Here is a 21,908-nt window from a genome sequence, read left to right on the forward strand (position 1 = left end):
ACCGCGACCTGCAACTGTATTCGGGTCTTTTGTATTCATTAGTTCATCCGGCACGGGGTCATAGCCCCAGTTCTCGAATAATACCCGCCGTTTCTTCTCCAGATATTGTTCCGCTTGTGTGAACACTTCGTAATCTTTTTGCGTAGCTACTCTGTATCTTTTTCCCTTATTCGCTAATGCTCTTGTGCTATTTCCTCCCTGTAAAACAACTACTACCATTCTCTGTCCTGCTTTCCCCGTTTGAAATTGGTTGCGCACATCTTTATCGCTCAATCCGGAACCACAACACGGACAGATAACTCTCGCCCGTGATACCGTCCCGTTCTCAGGGTCGAAATCAATTTTTTTCCCTTCAACAATTTCAAATGCAACGGTATTTTTTCTGGGTATCAACCGATACGCTACTCGTTTATTCTCTTTTTTCGCGAGCCACGTCTGACGAACTAGCGGAATTTCTGCGCCACATTTCGGATTGTTGCATTTAACGGTTCTCGCCCAGATATAACCAACTGGAATAGAACCGTCAGGGTCAGCGGGATAAAACTTCCCGAGTTCTTTTTTCGCTTCTTCGAGAACCCAAGTACCCCATTTCTTTACATCTTCTAGTAACGGATTGATTTCCCTTACGCCAGCTAAATCACCGGATTTGACTTTTTTCGGTTGTCCGTATTTCTGCGGATATTCCAGTGTGCATTTTTCAATTAACACAGCAACCGGATTCAAATCGCTCGCATAAGTCTCACAGCCTAGCCGTAACGCTTCTAACGGGATCGCGCCGCCACCAGCAAACGGGTCGAGCACTTTCGGTGGTTTGCCATTATTCGCGTTTAGGATTTCTTCTCTTGCTCGGTTGATTAAATCTTTATTCAACGAATTTTCCCATTTGGAAAGATTATGGATAAACTGGACGCGTTTTAATCGTTCTTCTTCATCTTTCGGTTCAGGCGTTAAACAGGCATAAATTGACGCACGAGATGAAGCTAACGGCCGTCGTGCCCACCAGATATGCAGTGTCGAAATATGCCCGTGTCGGATATTCTTCTCCCGAGCGGATTCTTCGCTAACTTCCTTTACCGGAAAATCTACTTCAATAAACGATTTCTTCGGCATTTTGTATTTCCTCTTTAAGTTATATAATATAACAAAGTCAGTATTAAAGTTTGTACTGTCCGATGTTATGCAATTTTCTTTAACATAGGATACCGCTTGAATCTGTCGTTCATTCAGCCCTAGATTGTGCAGGTATTCTTCGGTACAAATATCTTTCCGAAATAAAGTTAAAATTCCACCTGTAATCTCCTGTAATTCTAGTGCATACAATCCATACTGTCGTTTCCGATTCAGCTTATTTAATTATTTTTAAAGGTCAGTCTGAATCATTTCACCACCGCAGCGTTATCCTTCCAATTTTTAATGAGATACCGAACGATACTCACTTCTTCTTCTGGCGTCAAGCAGGAAGCAGGATTCTGGATGAGGAATAGTTCAGGTTCGCTCCTAGCATTCGTTACGATATAGAGCCAATATTCATCTTTCAACCGTTGCGCCATCAGCCATTCATTCGGAGTAAGAATAACCGCTCCTTCTCTCGCGCGCGCTTTAACTTCAATATACCGATAGTTATCCTGAGCATCTTTTGACCGAATATCATACCCTAAATTCTGATGATGCACATCTTCAGCGGCTCGCCCTTGTTGTTTTTCATAATCCATCGCAACCTGCATTCCGATTCGTTCGATTTCTTCATCGGTAACCATCCGTAGTGTGGTCTCATCGGGTGAAGCTGGGATAACGCGCACTACCCCGATAATTTTCGGATCCGTAGCATAGAGCGCTACTTCTGCTTGAATATCGTGCAGAAGTCGGTCTTTTTTGCGGAGTAAATCTTCTTTTTTTGCTTGTTCTTTTTGGACGGTCGGCTCTGGAATCGGTGCTCCCTTCATCTTTCTGGTTTCATAATCAGTTAATTTCGCATCGGAATCGAGTATCATTGCCTCCAGAGAGCGAATCCCATACTTACTTTTAATATCTGTATCTCGTTGCCGTCTAGCTAATAGTTCCTGTTTATATATTTCTAATCCATTGGTTACTACAAAGGATTTAACCGTATCGGCATCGATGATTTGGTCTAATGGCTGGTTCAGTGTCGCATTGTCCAGTGCTGATACCGGTTTTAAGTCCCATAAAATCGCTGGGTTGACAAAAGATAAACGGGTATGTTCTAGCTCCTGATACACCGCAAATAACCGCTTGCCAGCGATTTCGTTCTTTCCGTCTTTAATTTCTGATTCAAAAAACCAGAGGATTCCGTTCATTTTCCCATCTGGGTCAATAAAAATCGCTCCGTCACGAACCTCTGGCTCAAACTGAGTAAAGATTGTCTCTACGACCGCTTCGAGTAGCGGATGACCCATCGCCACGAATTCTGCCTGATGCTTAAATGCGTTCTCTTTATCGAACGATACGTTCGCATATTCTCGAAGTACTTCTCCATATTTAGTTTTGAAATGATGCGGTTGATTTCGCAGCTCAAATGGAACCGAAGTTATCCGCCAGAACCCGTCCTCGCGTTTATCCAGCTTGATATTAAACTTTTTTGCTGCGCGTTTGAAAAATTCTTCAATATATTCCGGGACGAGTTTGTTTTCTTTCGCGAAACGCTGTTCACCTAAAATCCTGGCTAAATCTATATGCCGAGTTGCTAACGCTTCTAAACTCGCTTCTTTTACCTTCTTTATCGCTTCTTCATCAGGAATACGTTCAAAATCTTTTAAAATATCATCCATACTCCGCCGGTTCGCTATCGCATCAACAATCAGGTCTTTAAGACTTTTCCCAACCAACACTTCGCCAACAACATCAAATACCCTATCCGAACCGAGATGTTCTCGAATCCGAGCCAATTTCTCGAACAGCTTATTTAAAATCATCCCTTCCCGAGTATCCATCGCTACCAAGTTATAAATATGGACTTCATGTTGTTGCCCATACCGATGAATCCGACCCATCCGCTGTTCTAACCGATTGGGATTCCAAGGAATATCATAGTTGACCATTAAGGAACAAAATTGAAGGTTAATCCCTTCACCGCCCGCTTCCGTTGAGACCATAATCTGTACCCGCTGCTGATTTTTAAAATCTTGTTCCGCTTGAATCCGCTGGTCGAGATTCATGCCACCATGGATGTAGGTTACCGTATATCCCCATTTGCGGAGCTTTTCAACTAAATATTCTAAGGTGTCCCTTGCTTCAGTGAAGATAAGCAGTTTCGTTTTGGTTTGCTGAAGTTTTTCTACATCCATCACTGTCTTCAATTCAGTCAGTTTCGTCTCAATCTCTTTCTTCTCTGCTTCCTTGGCAAGAGTGACCAGTTCAGCAAGTTTATCGATTTCGACTTTCAGTTCTTCTAACGTTTCTGCAGACGTAAATTTCTCTAACAACTCTTCTTCTTTTTTCCATCGTTCTTTTTCTTCTAAATCTTCAAGATATTCTTCATCATAACCGATTTCTTGAATTATCTGTCCCTTTTCGTAGAGTTGCTTTAATCGTTCGTATCTACGCTCTAAAGATTTTCTAATCGCACGGATGCTGGAAGCGAGTCGTCGTTGCAAGATGGTTAAGGCGAAAGTAACATTCCGTTTTTCTTTTTGTAACGCTTTATTGAAATGTTGTTCTACATATTCGGTCACAGCATTATAGAGTTTTTTTTCGTCATCGGAAAGATAATATTTCACCGTGTCAACGTGCCGTGGCGGAAATATCGGGGTACCATCGAAATTTTTTAAATCTTCTTTCAACCGACGGATGAATAACGGATTATCTTTATTCTGGATAGATTCGGCTAGCATCTCAGTATTTGCGAAGAATCCGGGTTCGAGTAAGTCGAGGAGTAACCGGAAATTCTCAGGATCGCCCCGATGTGGAGTAGCGGTGAGAAACAGGAGATAATTGGTTAACTGCGATAACTGTTCCCCGAAAAAATACCGCTGCGTTTTGTTTACCTTCTCACCATATTTATATGCCGACATTTTATGCGCTTCATCAACAATACAGAGGTCCCATCTCGAATCTTTTAACGCGAATAAAACATCGTCTTGCTTAGCGAAATCCATCGAAACGATGATTTGATTCCTATCGGTAAAAATGTTCTGTCCCCAGGAGGAATTCATTACTCCTCTATCTAGGAGTATGAAATTTTCTTGGAACTTCTCCTTCATTTCCCGCAGCCATTGGTCTTTCAGATGTCCAGGAACAACGATCAGTACCCGCTCGACTAAACCCCGATACTTCAGCTCTTTCAGCAGTAATCCGGCCATGATGGTTTTCCCTGCACCAGGGTCATCCGCTAGCATAAATCGTATCCGTGGATTCTGAATAATGTAATGGTAAACCGCTTCAATCTGATGCGGTAACGGGTCGATTTGAGAGACATTGACCGCATAAAGCGGGTCGAACTGGAACGCATTCCGGATACGGTGCGATTCGAGATACAAAAATAATGTTTCGCCATCAGCCGTGAATTGGTATGGTTTCTCTTCGATAATCTCAACCGTTTTTAAATCCTCTTCAGAAAAAATCGAATTGTAATATTGACGGGTATTTAATCCTACCGCTTCAATACGAATTCGCGTTCCGCTAAACGGTTGAACTGATATCACCCTGACTCGCTCCGGCCAAAACGGTCCTTTGAGGATAGTTCCCAGCTGAATTGGCATTCAATAAACTCCTGAAAAAATCATATTTTGAAATTATATGTGAGTGTAATTGTATACCTAATTCTCTAGTCAGGTCAAGATATAATTGTTGGCGGAAATCTTTCCTGATGTTTTCTTCACTTTATGCAACAATTCTACGCTGCTGCGAATCCGTTTTCGCATTGGATGTTATTTTTGAGCACATTGTCCCTTGATTCCATAAACTATTGATATTCGATAACATAAACCGATTTAGGTATAGGCGCTATAATTTTAAGAAACAGATACAATATTCTAAAAAGATAAGTTTTATGTTGGAAATGTAAACCTGTAGTTCTACCGAAAGTGGTACAGATAGCAACTGGATATTGCGCGAATAGATTCTGAACTAGTCTGTAGCAAAAAGAGCGGAAACAAAATCTTGTGGTGAGAAATCGCGAAGGTCATCGATTGTTTCCCCGATTCCAATAAGTTTTACCGGTAGTTGTAGTTCATCTCGAATAGTAATAATAATTCCACCTTTTGCCGTGCCGTCAAGTTTGGTTAGTATCAATCCGGTAACTGCGATAGCATTCTTAAATAATTTCGCTTGCGAGACTGCATTCTGGCCGGTCGTTGCATCCAGCACCAGAAGTATTTCCGGTTTGATTTCCGGTAGTTCCCGAGAGATGACCCGTTGGATTTTTTTTAATTCTTCCATCAGATTATATTTGGTATGTAGCCGTCCTGCGGTATCAATAATCAAAATATCTACTTTTCTCGCTTTACTTGCAGCGATCGCATCATAGACTACCGCAGCAGGATCAGCTCCCGGTTGATGTTTAACTATTTCACAACCAGCACGTTGTGCCCAAATATCAAGCTGGTCTATCGCCGCAGCACGGAATGTATCAGCAGCGGCGATAAGTACTTTTTTCCCTGACCGCTGGTATCGGGCAGCGAGTTTGCCGATAGTCGTTGTTTTACCTGTACCATTAACCCCAACAATGAGAATAACCGTTGGTTTCAGACTTTCACTGATCAGAATTTCATGGGGAGTATCATTAAGAATACGGAGTATTTCTTGCTGTAACGCTTCGCGAAGTTGCTCGGGGGTTAGGATTCGTCCGGCATTAAGTTCAGTTCGTAAATCTTCAATCATCCGCATCGTGGTTGATACGCCGACATCGCTTGTAATCAGCACTTCTTCAAGTTCAGCAAGCATCGCTTCATCAAGTTTTTTCCCACCGAACAAAAGATTATTTACTTTTTTAACCAGTTGATTACGTGTTGCGGTTAATCCACGTTTGAGTGAAGCAAATAAGTTTGAGCCGTTCATTTTAGTCTATGATTTATACTTTATAGGTAATGAGCCATATAAGCACTGTAACTTTTGCATCTTTAATCAACTTTAGTTTCTGTAACTTCTTTGGTTTTCGGAAGGATTGCTTTGTTGAAATCAAGACTGAGCGTTAACTCGCCACCATACCAAGCTTGTCCGGTCATTTTTACAGCAATCACTTTCGATACTCCCGGTTCTTCCATGGTGACGCCATACAGAACATCAGCAGCTTCCATCGTCCGTTTATTGTGTGTCATAATGATGAATTGCGATTGGGTGGTTAACTCTTTAATCAAGTCAGTAAACCGCCCGATATTAACATCGTCGAGAGGCGCATCTATTTCATCTAATACACAAAACGGGCTCGGTTTAAGCCGATAGATGGCAAACAGCAGTGCAATTGCGGATAATGCTTTTTCTCCTCCGGATAATAAGGTTATACTTTGCAGTTTTTTCCCTGGCGGATTCACCATGATCTCAATGCCAGATTCGTTAATATTCTCTGTATCTAACAGAGTTAACTGAGCTTGCCCTCCACGGAATACCTGGCGAAATACTTCGTGGAAATTCGCTTGAATCCGGGCAAAGGTTTCTGCGAACCGTTCTTTTGTTGTCCGATTAATATGCGTTATGGTCGCGATAAGTTGTTCTTTTGCATCGGTTAAATCTTTCTCCTGTTGAGTTAAAAATTCTAACCGTTGTTTTAACGTTTCATATTCTTCAATAGAACCTGGACTAACCGGTCCGACCCGTTGTATTTTCGACTTTAATTCATGAATACGAGATTCTTTCCCTGTCGAATCTAACGCAGATAACGATTCTGGCAATTCCGGAACTTGGCACGTCCGCAAGTCAGTCTGATAGGTTTCAAGAATATGCTGATACATAGTTTCCATCCGCATCCGGAGTTGGGCAAGCTGAATCTCGCAGTCGCGCAGGTCGTTCTGTTTTCCATTTTGGTCACGGCGGTATCCCTGTATCTTTTCGGCTAATGTATCCAGCGATTGGTTCAATGTATCTCGTTCCTGCTGAAGCTCAATTAACCGTTTGCTAACTTCATCTTTTTTGCCCAAAAGTACCGTGAGCCGGTCTTCAGCAGTTTGAATATTCTTCTCGGCATTGGTTTTTTTGTCTAAATATGTCTGATAGAGGATATTTTTCTGATTTAATTCTATATTTCGTTCGTTAATTTCATTTACAATTCGGGTTAATGTTTCGGTAAGATTCTGTTTCCGATTTCGTATTTCAACTAATTGAATCTGGATAGCAGTTAATTCGTGAATCTTTCCGTCTTTATTTTTTACCACTGTTTCGATTTGATTCCGGAATTCGACCAATGCAGCTTGATTCTCTTTTAGGGTTTTTTCTAACTCTTCAGCCTGTTTCGATAACGCCGTTTTTTGAGCGATTAATTTCTGTTCATCATTGATTAAATTGGACAAAATTACCGATACAGCCTCAACTTCATTTTGTGCATGGTGTTGCTGTTTTATCAACGAATCTAAGTCACGATGTAATCCGGTAAACTCAAGTTCTGAATCAAAAAGCAATAATTGTTGTTGCTCAACTTGTTTCTGATTCTGTTCGATTTGACGAGTCACCGAGGTAAGTTGAGAGGTGGTGTGGTCGATTTGGTGTTCTAATTGGCTAATTTGGTCAATAAGTTCATGCAACTCGCGATCTCGGGCAAATAACTGGGCTGATTCTGGTATCCCACTGCTTATTTGGCCACTGCTGGTTACCGTATCCCCTTCCAAGGTTACACATTGAATCCCTTCAGGAATTTGGGACATAATTCGAAATGCGGTATCGAGTGTATCAACCACCAGCGTATTTCCCAATACCCAATGTACTACCGCTTTATATTTAACGTCATAAGCCGCTAAATCGGTTGCTAAACCAATAACCCCAGGTGATGTTAAAACTTCCGTAGGTATTGTTAGTTGATTCGTTTGGTTAAGTTGGTCAAGAATAAGAATCGTAACCCGACCTGATTTTTTCTGTTTCAAAAACGACATTACTTGTTTCGCTACCGCAGTATTTTCAATTACTAGAAACTGTGCCGCGGTTTCGAGCGCTGCAGCTAATGCTAGTTCATAGTTCGCTTCCGGTCGAATCAATTCTGCTACGGTTCCCAATAACCCTGGAAACGTTTCTCTCGCTTGTAACAATGTTTTGGGTCCCTGATAGTATCCTTCAAAACTTTCTCGTAAAGCGACTAACGATTCTTTCCGAGCAACTTTATTATTGTATTCAGATTTCAACTGGTCTAAGATACCCGCAAGTTTCTGGTGCTGTTGTAGGAGCTGCTGTTTAACTGATTGCTGCTGTTTAATTTTCTCTTTTCCTGCAGAAACAATTTGTTCGACGTTTTCGAGTTGTTTTCTAAGGGTAGCAACCCGAGCAGTTAGTTCATCCACCATTTGTTGCTTGTGCGTCAGATTTTGTTCAGTCTGGTGTTTTTGAGCGATAATTGATTCTAGATTGGCGTTTATCCGCGAGATAAGTTCACGGAGTTCGGTATATTGTTTATTCTGCGCTGCGATAGATAAGGTTGTTTCCTGAACGTTTTGTTCGAGCTGTTGGAGTTGTACCGCAAGTTGTTCAATAGTTGTTGTTTGTTCAGCAACCATCTGTTCGATTTTTTGTTCCTGTTCGGCGACCTGACTGCATTCTTGTTTAATGGGATCAACTGATGCGGTAAGTTCAGTGATTCGTTCGTTAATCTGCTGGATATCGCGAGTTATCGTTTCGAGAGATTCATCTGCTGCGGTAATCTGGTTTTTAGCAATAGAAATTTGCGCTTGTTGTTCTTGCATTTCTCGGTCAATATCCTGCCGTTCCTGTTGAATCGCTAGAAGTCTCTTTTCGCTATCGGTTAAATGGGTTTTTATTGTTTCCTGTTCCGCTTCCAGTTTGTCGATAGCCACAGTAATCTGGCTCATTTCATCCTGGAGCTGATGCAATTTTCCCTGCTGGGTTTGTTCTTCAGTAAATAATCGGTCATATTCGGTCTTATGCAAATATATCTCTAATAATTTTAATTCATTAAAATATTCTTGATATCGTTGGGTAGCGCGCGCCGCGCGTTCTACTAAACTCACCTGCTTTCGTACTTCTGCGATAACATCATGGAGCCGTAATAAGTTTTGTTCAGTCCGTTCAAGTTTACGGATCGCTTCATCTTTTCTAGTTTCATATTTGGTTATACCAGCTGCTTCTTCAAAAACAAACCGTCGTTCTTGCGGTTTCTGGGAAAGTAATAAATCCATTTTCCCCTGTTCCATAATCGCATAAGCATGGGAGCCAATTCCGGTATCCATAAACAGTTCTTCAATATCTTTCAGTCGGCAAGGAACCTTGTTGATTAGATATTCGCTCTCGCCGGAACGAAACAAACGGCGAGTTACGGTAACTTCATTATATCCTAATGGTAACACATTTTCAGTCTCCGCTAAGGTTAAACTCACTTCCGCTAAACTCGTTGCTGGTCGAACTGCGCTCCCATTCCAGATAATATCTGCCATCCGGTCGCAACGCAGGATCTTCGGACTCTGTTCACCGAGCACCCAGCGGATTGCATCTAAGAGATTACTTTTCCCGCAACCATTAGGACCTACAATGACACTGATACCAGGCCCGAACTCTAAAACCGTCTCATCGACAAACGATTTGAATCCAAGTAATTCCAATTTCTTAAGATACATATTAGAACACCGATTACACCGATTTCTAAATTTGATTGTATCAATTAAATCGCTGTAATTGCGTTTTAGTTTCTGTAATTACTTTTTTATATTTTTAGTATAACATCATACACTATTTAGCCAATATCTAACAAGATATTGAACAAAATGAATACAGTGCTATACATTTAACTTGACAGAACTTCAATAATTCAATACACTTTATACCAAAATTTATAGTAGTTTATTTATACTTAATCAGGGGATAAACAATCTATGGAATGTCGGATAGATAAAAATCAGAAAATATGCAGTTGTTCGTATGAACCATGTTCTCGGAAAGGTATCTGCTGTGAATGTATCATATATCATCGCAGAAATAACGAGTTACCCGGCTGTTTTTTCCCAGCGGATTATGAACGAACGTACGACCGCTCAATAGCCAATTTTATTCGAGCATATCATCGAAAACAATAAAGCAGATTGCAATATCGAAATCTGAACCAGTCTAACTATAGAACCTGAAAACGGAAGAAGTAGAGAGTGTGTATAAAACGAGAATATTTTTTCGGTTTTTAGGGCTTTCGGTTTTTTATGCTACAGCTTAAATTGTTAGATATCGTCGTAATGATGATGTATCTGGTTAGCGTGACGATATTAGGTCTCTATTTCACTCGACGACAGCGGACTACCCGGGACTATTTCCTCGGTGGACGTTCTCTTCCCTGGTGGGCAGTAACTATGTCAATTGTTGCCACGGAAACTTCAGCGGTAACGGTTATTTCTGTTCCTGGCATAGCATTTAATCCCAATGGTGGAAATTTCCATTTTATCCAAGTTGCGTTCGGATATCTCGTTGGACGGATATTGCTTGCCTGGTTATTTATCCCACGGTTATATCGCGGTGAATATTTTACCGTATATGGGTTTCTCGGAGACCGGTTTGGACATAAAGCACAATCTGTTGCGGTGGTAACTTTTTTTATCAGTCGGATTCTCGCAACCGGAATTCGGATATTTACCGGCGCATTGGTCGCTAAGATTGCGTTTGGGTTACCAATAACTGTAAGCATCGTTGCAACCAGTATTTTAGCGCTCGTCTATACCGTATTCGGTGGATTTATCGCCGTCGTCTGGACTGATGTCTTACAGTTTATCGTTTATCTTATCGGACCATTACTAGCGATAGTATTAATTTGGCTCCGGCTCCCGAACGGATTCAGTGATGTTATCCACTACGGTATGCTAGCAAATAAATTTTCGTTCTTTAACTTCACGCTTAATCCGACAGTTAACTATGCTTTCTTTGCCGGACTCATCGGCGGCTGTTTCTTGACTATGGCAACCCATGGAACTGACCAATCCGTTGCCCAGCGAATGCTTGCCTGCCGGACAGAAAAGGATAGTAAACGAGCGATTATCGGTAGCGGGATAACGGTTAATGTACAATTTCTTTTCTTTTTATTACTCGGGGTTATGCTCTATGCGTTCTATCAACAGTTCGATCCGAAAGCGACTTTTGACCGGTTCGATGAAGTTTTTCCGCGATTTGCGATAACCTATCTGCCGATTGGTTTTGGCGGGTTAGTTGTTGCTGGGATATTCGCGGCGGCGATGTCCACTGTCAGTTCAGATATCAACGCACTCGCTAATACCACGGTTAACGATATTTATAAACGCTATATTAAACCGCAGGCACATGATAACCATTATTTATTGATGAGCAGAATTTTTACCGCATTTTGGGGTATTGTCATGATCCTCATTGGTATAGCAGCTTCAGGGTCGAAACAGACGATCATTGATATGGCATTACAGATTCCGTCGTATACTTTCGGGGCATTACTTGGGATTTTCTTGTTAGGATTATTAACTAAACGAGCGAATGAACTTGGCGCGATTCTCGGTGCGATTGCTGGTGCTTGCACTGTTCTTCTAGCTGCACCGCCTTGGCCATTAAACTTGGTTTATAAAGGGATTTTACCGTTATTGGCAACTAATATTCCCGCAATTGGAAATGCGTTTTTATCCGCAAATCCATCGCTCGATTTACAGACATTGAAACTTGCTTGGCCTTGGTATGCTCCGCTCGGTTGTTTAACCACGATACTGGTAGGATATTTGATAAGTCGCTTATCCTTTGGTAAAATGAAATGATATATGAATGTTGCAATGAATCAGTTAAGTCAGACAATGTATCAAGAATTGTTAGACCATATCGCTGATGGAATTTTTTTCGTTAATACGAATCGGGAAATCATCTATTGGAATAAATCAGCAGAATTGATTACGGGATATTCCCGTGAAGAAATAGTTGGGAAACAATGTTCGGAGTCCGGTCTTGACGATATTGACGATGCTGGAACAAAACTCTGTGACTTACGCTGTCCGTTATTAGAAGTAGCGAATTCGGGTAGAAAGGTAGTATCGAAAGTATGGGCGAAAAATAAGGACGGACAACGAATCCATCTCGCCATCCGTGCGATACCTTTATGTAATAGCGATAATCGTATGATTGGAGCGGTAACCCTATTTACCGACCAGTCTAGTCTAGATAAACTAGCTGCGACGGAGAATCTTATCTCTGAATTAACCATTCGAGATACGCTCACCAACGTTTATAATCGTCGGTATATAAGTGAAGTATTATTGAAACAGATAGCGTTAAAAAAGCGCGGTCAAATCTCGTTCGGATTAATTATGGTTGATATCGACCGGTTCAAACGGATTAATGATACGTATGGCGAACAAATCGGAAACGAAATCCTATATCAGATAGCAACATTGTTAAATGTGAGTGTTCGTTTACCGGATTTAGTCGCGCGATGGGGCGGAGAAGAATTTCTGATTTTAGCGTATACCAATTCAATGCTCGGCTGTAAACAGCTGGCGGAACGACTCCGTCAGACTATTGAACTCCATAAATTTCCCGTTGAAGATATTATCATAACCGCTAGTTTCGGATGTACATTCGTTAAAGGAGATGATACGTTCGAAAAGCTCATTAGCCGTGCTGAAAAAGCATTGTTGCGCGCGAAAGAAATCGGACGAAATCGCGTCGCCTTGTTTGAATAGCCGTTTTCTCCCTAGTTCTGTAATACAACGGGGTAAATAACGGTAACTCAAATCATAATAAAAGTTAGGTCGAAATTTTTTATGGTAACACTAAAAGACATTAAAATTGGAATAGGCTATCCACTCGTGCTTATTGCTGGACCTTGCGTAATCGAAAATCCAACGATGGCTTTTGAGCTCGCGCAAGAATTGAAATCGATTGCGCAACAGGTTGGGATTCCGTTCATTTATAAAGCATCGTATGATAAAGCGAATCGGTCAAGTATCAGGTCGTTTCGTGGACCTGGCCTAAAAGAAGGTATAAAAATCCTTGCGAAAATAAAAAAGAAAGTCGCTGTCCCGATTTTAACTGATGTCCATTGTGTAACTCAGGTAGAAACGGTCGCTGAAGTTGCGGATATCATGCAAATTCCAGCGTTTTTATGCCGACAGACGGATTTAGTCGTTACCGTAGCGAAGACCGGGAAAATCGTTAATGTTAAAAAAGGGCAGTTCCTTTCCCCATGGGAGATGAACAATATTATCGAGAAAATTGAATCAACCGGTAATAAACAAATTTTATTAACTGAACGAGGGACTTCGTTTGGATATAATAATCTTGTCGTTGATATGCGTTCGTTACCGATATTGCGCTCGTTCGGTTATCCAGTTATCTTTGATGGAACCCATTCAGTTCAGCAGCCGGGTGGTGCGGGAGATAAAACGAGTGGTGACCGGACGATGGTGCCCTATCTCTGCCGAGCAGCGGTTGCAGTTGGTTGTGATGGAATATTCCTTGAAGTACATCAGCAGCCGGAATTAGCGAAAAGCGATGCTGCAAATGCGCTAGCGCTTGGTAATTTAAAGCCGTTATTACAGCAACTTATCCAAATCCATAAGATTCATTTCACAAATGAAACTAAAATTACAGAGTTCGCTGATTCTTCTAAATCTCAACCTGCAGTGGGAAGTTCAAATCGTCAATCTGCAATCCTGTATATTGACGGGGCGTCACGGGGTAATCCTGGCGATGCAGGGATAGGTATTCTGCTTACCGATACACAGGGGAACGAACTCGGGCGTATGGCGAAATATATTGGTAAAACGACCAATAATGTTGCGGAATATACCGCATTGATTGAAGGATTACAATTGGCGCAAACGTTAGGAATCGAAGAACTTCAGATTATTTCTGATAGTGAACTGTTAGTCCGTCAGCTTAGTGGGAAGTATAACATTAAACAACCGCATCTAAAACAGCTCTATCACCAGGTTAAACAGTTATCTACCCAGTTTAGAAAGACTACCGTGAATCACGTTCCACGAGAAAAGAATCGCGACGCTGATAGACTGGCCAACGAAGCTATCGACGAAAAAAATAATTTATAGATTAAACCGACGAAAGGTACGATTGTTTTACCTTGAACTGCGCTAGAGACGGAAATATCCAGCAACCATAGTCAGCTCATTGGCAAAAATTAGTGGAATCAATTTGAAACCGGGTTAATCTAGTTGAACCGTGGTACGTGCATATTTCCGGTCATACAATTTCTGGTCATACGGCGCACGTCGTCCAGGACAAATTTCTCGCGGGCATAATTGACAGCTTTCAAAATCGACTTCAGTTGGAAATCGTATTCCAGAAATGGATTTTGTCGGCACCATTACCATACTTTCCGTTAAAGTTACTCCGATGGTTTCTTGTGTATCTCCTAGTAATGAAAAGAGAATCCGCTGTTCTGAAATTGGCCAATCGTCAAGCGATCCCGGACTCATAGTAGCGGATTTTCCGGGATGGAATGTTTGAACGAGATGGGAATTCATCATATCAAACGCGATGGTTAACGCTTCAGCTTTAATTGCATCTGCCCAATATTGATGTAATGGGTCAGCAATCTTATTCGCCCAAGTTTCCAATTCCGTTCCGCACGTAGCTACATAAAGGAACACTCGATGGGCGTGTTCTAAATTAACCCGCAACACACGGCTGGTAAACCGTTTACCGTCCAGTTCGATATAGTCTTCACCTTTAGCATCAATATAGAACGGTTTATATAATCCTTTCGGTTTTCCGATTGATTCCGCTTCTTCTACCAATACAGTTAATTCGTTATCGAAACGAGTATCATCAGGTGGTATCCGTAACCGAGATTTTAACTTATCTCGATTTAGTTTGAATGGTTCTGCAATAACTATCATAGATTAAACACAGCAGATTACTTACCGTAAAGAATCGCTTTTACGCTCCCCACAATATTTTCTACCGTAAAACCGTATTCTTTCAGCAAGACTTCTGCCGGCGCTGATGCCCCGAACGTATTGATTCCGATAATCTGACCGGAATCGCCGACATATTTATACCAGCCGAGTGGTGACCCAGCTTCAATAGCAATACGTTTTTTAACCGTTTTCGGTAATACCGAGTCTTGATATTCTATCGATTGCCGTTCAAATAATTCCCAGGACGGCATACTCACGACTCGAACCCCGGTTATATTCTCTTGTTTCAATACTTCCTGTGCTGCTAATGCGAGATGGACTTCTGAACCGGTAGCTATTAAGATAATTTCCGGCGGATTTTTTTCACTCTCAGAAATGACATACGCTCCTTTAACCAAATTTTCCGCAGCAGCATATTTTTTCCGATCAATAATCGGCAATTTCTGCCGGGTTAATACTAACGCTACTGGTCCGCCACGATGTTCAATGGCAATTTTCCACGCTACTGCAGTTTCAGTGGCATCCGCTGGTCGGATAACCAGCAAATTCGGAATCGCCCGTAACGCCATTAACTGTTCAATCGGTTGATGGGTCGGTCCATCTTCACCCAGCGCTATACTATCATGAGTAAAAACATATATCGGCTTAATTTTCATCAACGCAGCTAATCGAATTGGTGGTCGCATATAATCCGAAAAAACGAGAAAGGTTGCACCGTAAGGTATAATTCCATCGGTAAGCGCCAGTCCATTGAGGATTCCGCCCATTCCATGTTCCCGAACCCCGAAATGCACGTTTCGTCCGCTATAATTTTCCGGCTCGAAATCGCCAAACCCGGTTAGAATCGTCTCGGTTGACGGCGCTAAATCCGCAGAACCACCGAGTAGCGTTGGCAATTGCGGAGCGATTGCATTGAGTACTTTTCCAGACGCTTGCCGAGTCGCTATCAAGCCCAATGCTGGATTAAATATCGGGATATTTCGCTCCCAGTTTTCCGGAAGAGTACCATTCTGTAACCGGAGATATTCTTCCGCTAACTCCGGATATTGTTTCTGATATTCTGCAAAGAGATTCTTCCATTTCGCTTCTGCTTGTTCTCCATAAACCACTGCTCGCTGCATAAATGTTTTCACTTCTTCCGGAATATAGAACTGTTTTTCCGGATCCCAACCGAGTTGTCGTTTAGTCAATTTAACTTCTTCGACGCCAAGTGGTGCACCGTGTGCTTCCGGCGTATCCTGTTTATTCGGGCTCCCGTAACCGATATGGGTTCTGATTTTAATCAACGACGGTTTATCCTTAACCGATTGAGCGGTTCTAATTGCGGTAGCGATTGCCTCAATATCATTACCATCAGGGAGAACTTGAACGTGCCAGCCGAATGATTCAAACCGGTTGACCGTATCTTCGGTGAAAGTTATCTCTGTTTTCCCTTCAATAGAAATATGGTTGTCATCATAAAGGTAGATGAGGTTGCCTAATTTCAGATGACCGGCTAACGAACCGGCTTCTGAAGATATTCCTTCCATCAAATCACCGTCGGTCACTATTGCGTAGATATAATAATCAACAATTTCAAATCCCGGTCGATTGTACCGTGCAGCGAGATATTTCTGACCGATAGCAAGTCCGACTCCGTTGGCAAACCCTTGCCCGAGCGGACCGGTGGTCGTTTCAACGCCGTAATTCAAGTTATATTCAGGATGGCCAGGCGTTTTGCTCCTTAACTGCCGAAACTTTTTGATTTCATCTAACGATAAATCGTATCCGGTCAGATGGAGAAGACTATAGAGGAGCATTGACCCATGTCCGCCGGAAAGAATGAAGCGATCGCGGTTTTGCCATCGTGGATTTTTCGGATTATGTTTGAGAAATCGCGTCCAGAGGATATACGCCATTGGCGCGGCGCCGAGTGGCATCCCTGGATGACCGGAATTAGCTTGTTGAATCGCATCAATGGCTAAACACCGGATAGTGTTTATGCAGAGTTGATCCAAACTTTGCTGGGTATCGTATATCATGGTCATCCTTCGAATTTATGAAAATTATAGTTATGTTGAATTAATTAGTATAGCGAACATCAATAGGTTGGGCAACTGAAAAACAGAGCAATCCGATGGATTCGATAGTGGAGTTACTACGAACGAGATCGAGTCATTTTATGGTGAAGGTTGACTCGTGAATTGCAGGATGCAGTATTCCGCACCTTTACAAAGTTGAGTTTGGTAGGTAAATGTTATTCGGTCACTAAATTCTTGAGCAAAAACTTTAAATTCAGTCGAACAGATTCGGTCATCAAAGTTTTTCTCGCGAAACAGATGCTCGCGACCGGATTTAACCCGTAACGTATACCATGGGCAGGATTTAATTACGATGTTGAATGCAGTTTTATCGGGTTTTTTCTCGGCGATATATGCAAACCTATCCAGCGTTAATTTCTGGAGAAAACATTCGAATAATGCATCGAAACCCGATTCAACATTCAGGAACGATTTTAACATTCGCGCCTGAATTTTCGGCAGAACTTTCCAGACCGCAGTATCAATATCCATAGCGGTTACAAAATCGAACTTCTCTTCAGTTTTAACGAACCACAATCCATCAACCGTTTTATAACTTCGGTGATAATATTCAATCATTTGCTCTTGAGTTAACTCTGACATAATGAATGCTTATAAACCTCAAAGAATTTGCGGGGTTGGTTCGGGTATTCCCATTAAGATTAATTCCGTTGAATTTTATAAATTTGAATTATCGGACCCGGTCGAACCCGCATAAATAAGGTCTCGGTCGGAAAACCTTCCGGTTTCGGGGCTGGAATGATATTATTCCGATACGGACTGAACCGAGCGATTAGCTCCGTTTCTTTTGGTAACGATTCATAGAACTTGATTGCCTCAGGATTATGTTCCGGACGAACCCAATATCGTAAATAGGTATAACTTGCGATAATCAGATAATCATACCGTTGTTCGCGATAATAGTTCAGCGGATATAGTGCTGCTCCTTTCGTTGGAAGTTGAGTGACTTGATATCGTTCTCTAGCAGTATCTAACGAAACCCATGATTTTAAAGATTCGCGATAATGCGTTAACGGCGGACCGTATCCTTCCATAGCGATTTTACTTCCAGCAGGAATATTTTGTTCAACCCATTCTTTAGCAATCGTTCGCGTGTCTTTTTGCGTAAATAGATAATTTGAATAACTCGCTTGCACCAGCGGTTGAATGATAACAATACCAGTGCATAATGGCAAGATAACCTTTTCTATTTTAGGTATTTTGGTCAACACATCGAAGATGAAAATAGCGCTAGCACAGCATAGAAATGGTAAAACCGGTAACATATATCGGTCGTACACCAATTTAGAATCTGACATAAATACATAGTAAATCGGCGGAAATAGAAATACCATGATTCCGTTTAATTTATATTTATAGAGACAATAACCGATACCTACAAGTCCAGAAATGAAAATGAATAAACCCAGTTGCCAGTTTAACGATTGGAGATAGAAAAGATATCCATTTACATCCGGGTCAATTCCCCAATGACCGGTTTTATCCATATACCGCAGATTCTGAATCGAGGCGATGAACTTGGGATAATCTAGCAGGGCATAGGGACAGGCAATAAAGAAACCAATGAACGTAACCACGAAAAAAAGCAAGAACCATCCTAGCTGCTGTTTCCAATTCGTACCCAAATTGTTTCTGCGCAACAGCAATGCGAACATAATCGGAATCACAATGAACCCGGCGGTATATTTAAATCCGACCGCAATTCCGGCGAAAAAACCAGCAAGTAATACGAGCAATCTTTCTTTTCGCCCTGATTGTAGTTGGGGAATATCGGATTTTAATCCTGTATGATTTGTATCGTGAAGTAAGGTTTTTTCTGAAAAATAGAATTGAACCATACAATAAAATGCAAGAATAAGGAAAAATGCCATTGGAATGTCCGGAACCGCATAATGGGAATCGCGAATATGCCCAAACGATACGGCGAGAAATAATGCGGCAAGTAGTCCTACCGTTCGATTCACTGTTTTTTTCCCAATCAAATAGGTTAGCCAAACTGTTCCTACGCCGAACAATGCTGCGGTGAGTCGTCCGAGCAACACATAAATAGATGGATCCTGATAATAGAGGATAGCTAAATCCCGTGGAGAATGGAAGATTGAAAAAAGTCGGCCGATTAGATAGAGTAACCCATATTCAAAAAAGAGTAGATAACTATATCCAGTCGGGTTGTCGAAATAGCCAACATTCAATCCGACTACACCGACTTTCAATCCGAGAATAACGTATTTAACCTCGTCAGGATGGTATTGTTCCGGTAATCCGAACTGGATACCCCAGATTCTCATCAGTAAAGCGAATGCTAAAATACCAATGAGCCATTTATGCTCAGATAATATTTTGTATAATCGATTCATAATTGCAGAGTTTAAATAAATGCTAATAACCGAACTTCTAACTAGAAGTTAACTGGACTGTGTAGTACCCACAAACCATTTGCGAGAAAAACATTTAGCTGGTGCGTGATTACACAGTTTAGGTATTAGAATTTGCCATGAATCGCATCACGTCATCGTATGTCGGCATCGACGGTTGAGCGCCCATTTTGGTTACGGATAACGCGCCGACATAATTCGCAAATTGTACCGCTTCAAGTAACGATTTTCCAGTAGCTAATGCAACGGCAAGACCGCCGTTGAACGCATCACCTGCTGCCGTAGTATCAACTGCGGTCACTTTCGGTGCCGGAATTAACTTCGTTGTTTCAGCAGTTACTACCAGTGCACCCGCAGCGCCTAGCGTTACTATAACGGTTTCCACCCCTAGTTCAATTAATTTTTTCCCAGCGGTTTCCGCAGTAGATGTATCATTAACCTTAATGCCGGATAATATACTCGCTTCAGTTTCATTAGGCGTTAAATAGGTTATCTCATGGAGTAAGTTTGGAGATAATGTCGTTGCCGGAGCAGGATTGAGTATAACCGGAACATTATACGATTGCGCTAGTGAAACCGTATATTCAACGGTGGCTATCGGAATTTCGAGTTGCAGTAAAATCACCGCCGCAGTTCGAATAATCGCTTCCGCCTGCTGGACATCATCAGGACTTAATTTCGCATTTGACCCTGGCGCAACCACGATAACATTTTCTCCGTGTTCATCAACGAAAATCAGCGCTACTCCAGATGGAGTCTCTGGGTCGCGTTGAATATAACGCGTATTAATTCTGTTTGCGATAAAATTGGATAGCGAACTATCGCCAAAAATATCGTTTCCAACTCGCGCAATGAAGGTTACCTGCGCTCCAAGCCGAGATGCTGCTACCGCTTGGTTTGCTCCTTTCCCGCCGGGAACCATAATAAATTCACGGCCAAGAATTGTTTCTCCTTTAACTGGGATTCGAGGAGTTTTAACTACCATATCGGTATTCGAACTACCGACCACAACGATATTTGGATTAGATTGACTCATTGAGTTACCTCAAAGTGATTCAAATAAATGAAACTGGTAAACTTAGTATATTGAAAATCTCTCTTTGTGTAAAATATGTTAATCGGGAATTAAACGTTTATTTTATTACCTTTAGTATCAGTTTTGGTGGTATAGGTCTTTTTCTTCCGATTGAAAATGCGGATGTGATTAAACCAATAGATTCCTTTAATTGTTTCGTTTGATTATATAAAACCGTCGCAATCGGTTCATCCTTTTGGACAACCTCGCCGATTTTTTTATGGATAATGATTCCAACTGCATGGTCAATCGGTGCACCGAGTTCCTTTCGTCCAGCACCGAGATACACGGAAGCAAGTCCAATATGATACGCATCAACTTTTTGAATATACCCAGTTTGGGTCGCACGGAGAATCTTACGATATTTCGCTTGCGGTAATCGATCCGGATGCTCGACAATACTCGGGTCACCGCCTTGTTCTTTAACCATTTCGATAAACTTTTTTAATCCCGCACCGGAACGAATCAATTCCGTTATCTTCTTTTTTCCAGATTCAACCGTTGAGACTACTTTCCCGAGCCACAGCATATATCCGCCTAGCGTTACCGTTATTTCAACTAAATCCGCTGGCCCGTTCCCTTTTAATACGTCAATACATTCCTGCACTTCTACTGCATTACCTACCGCATTGCCTAATGGTTGGTTCATATCAGTTATCAGCGCAACCGCTGACCGGTTCAGCTGTTTTGCTATCCCTACCAAAGTTTTTGCAAGGGTAACCGCATCGGAATATTTCTGCATAAACGCGCCGGAACCGGTTTTAACATCAAATACGATTCCGTTCGCTCCTTCAGCGAGTTTTTTACTCATAATACTTCCGGCAATTAACGGAATACATTCTACCGTTGCTGTTACATCGCGTAACGCATAGAGTTTTTTATCCGCAGGAACTAGCTCAGCTGTTTGTCCAATCATAGCGACATTAATCTTTTTCAATAGCCGTATGAATTCTGCAATAGTGAGATTAGTTCTAAATCCGGGGATAGATTCGAGTTTATCCAAGGTTCCGCCGGTATGGCCGAGTCCACGACCGGAAATCATCGGAACCGGAACTCCAGCAGCAGCGACTAACGGCGCTAGTGCGATACTAACCTTATCCCCAACCCCGCCTGTACTATGTTTATCAACCGAAATTTTCTTGAGCATAGATAAATCAATAGTTTTGCCGGAACGGAGCATCGTTTCGGTTAAAATTGCTGTTTCAGTCGGAGTCATTCCCCGGAAATAAGATGCCATAAGAAATGCACTCATTTGATAATCCGGAATCGTTCCTTGAGTATAGCCATTTATTAGAAAAGCGAGTTCTTCCGCCGAGAGTTCTATTCCATTACGTTTTTTGCGTATGATATCGTAAGCGAGCATAAACTTAAAATTTCGGATTGGTATGTTAAGTATATGTTA

14 protein-coding genes and 1 pseudogene are annotated in these 21,908 nt (G+C 41.7%); 5 read left to right on the forward strand and 10 right to left on the reverse strand.

Going from position 1 to position 21,908, the window contains the following annotated elements; all coding sequences use genetic code 11:
- The 4 genes from N3A72_02275 to smc form a co-directional block, all read right to left on the reverse strand.
- Positions 1-1,110: DUF1156 domain-containing protein (locus tag N3A72_02275; protein ID MCX7918436.1), on the reverse strand; the 1,110-nt coding region annotated here is incomplete at its 3' end.
- Between the two features lie 266 nt (positions 1,111-1,376).
- Complete coding sequence (locus N3A72_02280) at positions 1,377-4,715, reverse strand: helicase-related protein (protein MCX7918437.1); 3,339 nt, start codon at positions 4,713-4,715, stop codon at positions 1,377-1,379.
- Positions 4,716-5,082: 367 nt separating this feature from the next.
- Positions 5,083-6,012 (reverse strand): signal recognition particle-docking protein FtsY, encoded by a 930-nt coding sequence (gene ftsY, locus N3A72_02285; GenBank protein ID MCX7918438.1) that lies wholly within the window; start codon positions 6,010-6,012, stop codon positions 5,083-5,085.
- A 62-nt stretch (positions 6,013-6,074) separates the two neighbouring features.
- Positions 6,075-9,722, reverse strand: a complete 3,648-nt coding sequence (gene smc / locus N3A72_02290) for a chromosome segregation protein SMC (GenBank protein ID MCX7918439.1) — start codon at positions 9,720-9,722, stop codon at positions 6,075-6,077.
- 255 nt (positions 9,723-9,977) lie between these two features.
- On the opposite strand from smc, the gene N3A72_02295 reads away from it, so the two are divergent.
- The 5 genes and pseudogenes from N3A72_02295 (at position 9,978) to N3A72_02315 (ending at position 14,144) form a co-directional block, all read left to right on the forward strand.
- The gene (locus N3A72_02295) at positions 9,978-10,178 is read left to right on the forward strand and encodes a DUF6485 family protein (GenBank protein ID MCX7918440.1); all 201 of its coding nucleotides are present in this window, start codon (positions 9,978-9,980) and stop codon (positions 10,176-10,178) included.
- Between the two features lie 117 nt (positions 10,179-10,295).
- On the forward strand, positions 10,296-11,858 hold the full coding sequence (locus N3A72_02300; GenBank protein MCX7918441.1) for a sodium:solute symporter: 1,563 nt from the start codon (positions 10,296-10,298) through the stop codon (positions 11,856-11,858).
- Positions 11,859-11,861: 3 nt separating this feature from the next.
- The gene (locus tag N3A72_02305; protein MCX7918442.1) at positions 11,862-12,776 is read left to right on the forward strand and encodes a sensor domain-containing diguanylate cyclase; all 915 of its coding nucleotides are present in this window, start codon (positions 11,862-11,864) and stop codon (positions 12,774-12,776) included.
- Positions 12,777-12,857: 81 nt separating this feature from the next.
- A pseudogene (gene kdsA / locus N3A72_02310) lies at positions 12,858-13,658 on the forward strand (3-deoxy-8-phosphooctulonate synthase).
- 60 nt (positions 13,659-13,718) lie between these two features.
- On the forward strand, positions 13,719-14,144 hold the full coding sequence (locus N3A72_02315) for a ribonuclease HI family protein (protein ID MCX7918443.1): 426 nt from the start codon (positions 13,719-13,721) through the stop codon (positions 14,142-14,144).
- 114 nt (positions 14,145-14,258) lie between these two features.
- On the opposite strand, the gene N3A72_02320 is transcribed toward N3A72_02315, so the two are convergent.
- The 6 genes from N3A72_02320 to N3A72_02345 all read right to left on the reverse strand — a co-directional run bounded on the left by N3A72_02320 (position 14,259) and on the right by N3A72_02345 (position 21,869).
- Entirely contained in the window at positions 14,259-14,954 is a 696-nt protein-coding gene (locus N3A72_02320) for a vitamin B12 dependent methionine synthase (protein ID MCX7918444.1), read from the reverse strand.
- 17 nt (positions 14,955-14,971) lie between these two features.
- Positions 14,972-16,996, reverse strand: coding sequence for a transketolase (gene tkt / locus N3A72_02325; GenBank protein ID MCX7918445.1), 2,025 nt, complete (start codon positions 16,994-16,996; stop codon positions 14,972-14,974).
- Between the two features lie 138 nt (positions 16,997-17,134).
- On the reverse strand, positions 17,135-17,638 hold the full coding sequence (locus N3A72_02330; GenBank protein MCX7918446.1) for a DUF6125 family protein: 504 nt from the start codon (positions 17,636-17,638) through the stop codon (positions 17,135-17,137).
- A gap of 59 nt (positions 17,639-17,697) precedes the next feature.
- Entirely contained in the window at positions 17,698-19,413 is a 1,716-nt protein-coding gene (locus N3A72_02335; protein ID MCX7918447.1) for a phospholipid carrier-dependent glycosyltransferase, read from the reverse strand.
- 118 nt (positions 19,414-19,531) lie between these two features.
- Complete coding sequence (gene rbsK, locus N3A72_02340) at positions 19,532-20,467, reverse strand: ribokinase (protein MCX7918448.1); 936 nt, start codon at positions 20,465-20,467, stop codon at positions 19,532-19,534.
- A gap of 97 nt (positions 20,468-20,564) precedes the next feature.
- Positions 20,565-21,869 (reverse strand): thymidine phosphorylase, encoded by a 1,305-nt coding sequence (locus N3A72_02345; GenBank protein MCX7918449.1) that lies wholly within the window; start codon positions 21,867-21,869, stop codon positions 20,565-20,567.
- Positions 21,870-21,908 lie beyond the last annotated feature (39 nt).

It is taken from the genome of bacterium, assembly GCA_026416715.1.
In the GTDB taxonomy this organism is placed as follows: Bacteria; UBP4; UBA4092; order JAOAEQ01; family JAOAEQ01; genus JAOAEQ01.

Coding starts and splice junctions, on each gene's coding strand:
- N3A72_02280 (MCX7918437.1), bottom strand. CDS start 4,715: ATGCCAATTCAGCTGGGAACTATCCTCAAAGGACCGTTTTGGCCGGAG.
- ftsY (MCX7918438.1), bottom strand. CDS start 6,012: ATGAACGGCTCAAACTTATTTGCTTCACTCAAACGTGGATTAACCGCA.
- smc (MCX7918439.1), bottom strand. CDS start 9,722: ATGTATCTTAAGAAATTGGAATTACTTGGATTCAAATCGTTTGTCGAT.
- N3A72_02295 (MCX7918440.1), top strand. CDS start 9,978: ATGGAATGTCGGATAGATAAAAATCAGAAAATATGCAGTTGTTCGTAT.
- N3A72_02300 (MCX7918441.1), top strand. CDS start 10,296: ATGCTACAGCTTAAATTGTTAGATATCGTCGTAATGATGATGTATCTG.
- N3A72_02305 (MCX7918442.1), top strand. CDS start 11,862: ATGAATGTTGCAATGAATCAGTTAAGTCAGACAATGTATCAAGAATTG.
- N3A72_02320 (MCX7918444.1), bottom strand. CDS start 14,954: ATGATAGTTATTGCAGAACCATTCAAACTAAATCGAGATAAGTTAAAA.
- tkt (MCX7918445.1), bottom strand. CDS start 16,996: ATGATATACGATACCCAGCAAAGTTTGGATCAACTCTGCATAAACACT.
- N3A72_02330 (MCX7918446.1), bottom strand. CDS start 17,638: ATGTCAGAGTTAACTCAAGAGCAAATGATTGAATATTATCACCGAAGT.
- N3A72_02335 (MCX7918447.1), bottom strand. CDS start 19,413: ATGAATCGATTATACAAAATATTATCTGAGCATAAATGGCTCATTGGT.
- rbsK (MCX7918448.1), bottom strand. CDS start 20,467: ATGAGTCAATCTAATCCAAATATCGTTGTGGTCGGTAGTTCGAATACC.
- N3A72_02345 (MCX7918449.1), bottom strand. CDS start 21,869: ATGCTCGCTTACGATATCATACGCAAAAAACGTAATGGAATAGAACTC.